Origin of the sequence: Bifidobacterium asteroides, from assembly GCF_003202695.1 — a bacterium.
GTDB classification, from domain to species: Bacteria; Actinomycetota; Actinomycetes; order Actinomycetales; family Bifidobacteriaceae; genus Bombiscardovia; species Bombiscardovia asteroides_G.
In genome coordinates, this window is record NZ_QGLL01000003.1 from 1 (window position 1) to 1,606 (window position 1,606).

The following is a 1,606-nucleotide window of genomic DNA, read 5'->3' on the forward strand; positions in this document are numbered from 1 at the left end:
CCTGTGGCGACATTGGTGAATGTGATGCCTTGGGGTGCAGCTACTTTAAGAGGTTCGGTGCTCTTTGATACTGTCTTGCCTTGTCCTAGTTCGCCATTCGCATCGTCTCCCCAGGCGTAGAGGTTGCCATCGGAGGCTAATGCCATGGCGAAGGATTTGCCTGCGTAGACTCGAGTGTAGCGGATGCCTGCAGGCTGCGCGGCTGTGTGGGGGGCGAAGCCGTCATCGGTGCCGTTGGTGGGGGTGTAACGTCCCAGCTGGCCATAGTCGTTGCTTCCCCAGGTATATACATTGCCGTCTGAGCCAAGGGCTATGGCGAAGCTGTCTCCTGCAGCGGCCTGGGTATAGCGGACTCCGGCGGGTGTATCCACCCGGGCGGGCTCATTTGAGGTTTTGTGTCCAAGCCGGTAATTTTTATTGTTTCCCCAGCTGTAGAGGTTGCCGTCTGAGCCGAGAGCCAGGGAGTAGTCGTTTCCCGATTGGATCCAGGCGAAGCGGATTCCGCGTGTGCCTTGTGGCGGGGTGAGCTTGACGCTCTGGCCGCCGGTTTCGGGCCCTTCCTTCTTGTCGATGCTCCAGTGCGGGACGGGACTGAAGTGGGCGACCAAGGCGATGTCGCCGGTGACGGGCTGGTTGAAGTCGTAGGCTATATTGGAGCCCCCCTTGGAGTCTTTGAGGAACCAGCCGTCGAACAGGTAGCCGTCCTTGGCTGGATCCTTGTCGGGGCGGACGGCCTGATCGCCGTCCAAGACCTGCTGGGCCTCTGGTGTTGATGTGCCGCCTGCGCCATCGAAGGTGACCGTGTATTTGGAACCGTCGTATTTGTAGGCCAGGTGCGCATCGGCCTGATGGTCGTTCCTGGTCCAGGTGACCGTTACGTCCACCTGGCCTTTTTTGTGCGCAGGGGTGCGGAAGCTCCAGACGCCGTCCTGCTTCTTGGTCAAGCCTGTAATCGGGGTTCCGTCCAGCTTGGCGCCGTTGAATTTGAATTCCTGGGTGAATTCCGCCTTGCCGGGGGTGGTTACCGGCGCACTGCTGGCGGTGCCGGTGCCCAGCTGGCCGCTGCTGTCGTCTCCCCAGCCGTAGAGGTAGCCGTCTGATCCCATGACCAGGATGTGCCTGTACCCTGCGACGGCTTGAGCATAGGCGACGCCGTCGCGGGTGTTCGCTTTGCCTGGCTGATTTGCTGATGCGCCACCCGTATCTCGTCCCAGCTGGCCGCTGCTGTTGTCGCCCCAGCTGTAGATGTTGCCGTCGGAGCCGGTTGCCAGGGAGTAGTCGTGTCCCGCGCTGACCTGCCTTGCTTTGATGCCGCCGGGCAGGGCCACCTTGCTGGGCTTGCCGGTGCTGCCGTTTCCCCAGCTGTATGTATTGCCGTCTGAATCAATAGCCAGTGCGTGGCGGTATCCTACGCTGACCTGAGCGAAAGCCGCTCCGGCTGGCGTGTCGGCCTTGGCTGGTTTCCAGTCGGATTCGCCGGCGGTCTCGCGGCTCAGCTGGCCGCTGCTGTTGTCTCCCCAGCTGTACATGCTGCCGTCAGATGCGACTGCAAGGGAGGCCTTGCCGCCTGCAGATACCTGAGTGATCTTTATGCCCTTTAGCAATG

1 protein-coding gene is annotated in these 1,606 nt (G+C 61.3%); it reads right to left on the bottom strand.

The window, feature by feature from the left end:
- On the bottom strand, positions 1–1,606 hold a 1,606-nt coding region (locus DKK75_RS01990; RefSeq protein ID WP_181414415.1), incomplete at both ends, for an InlB B-repeat-containing protein.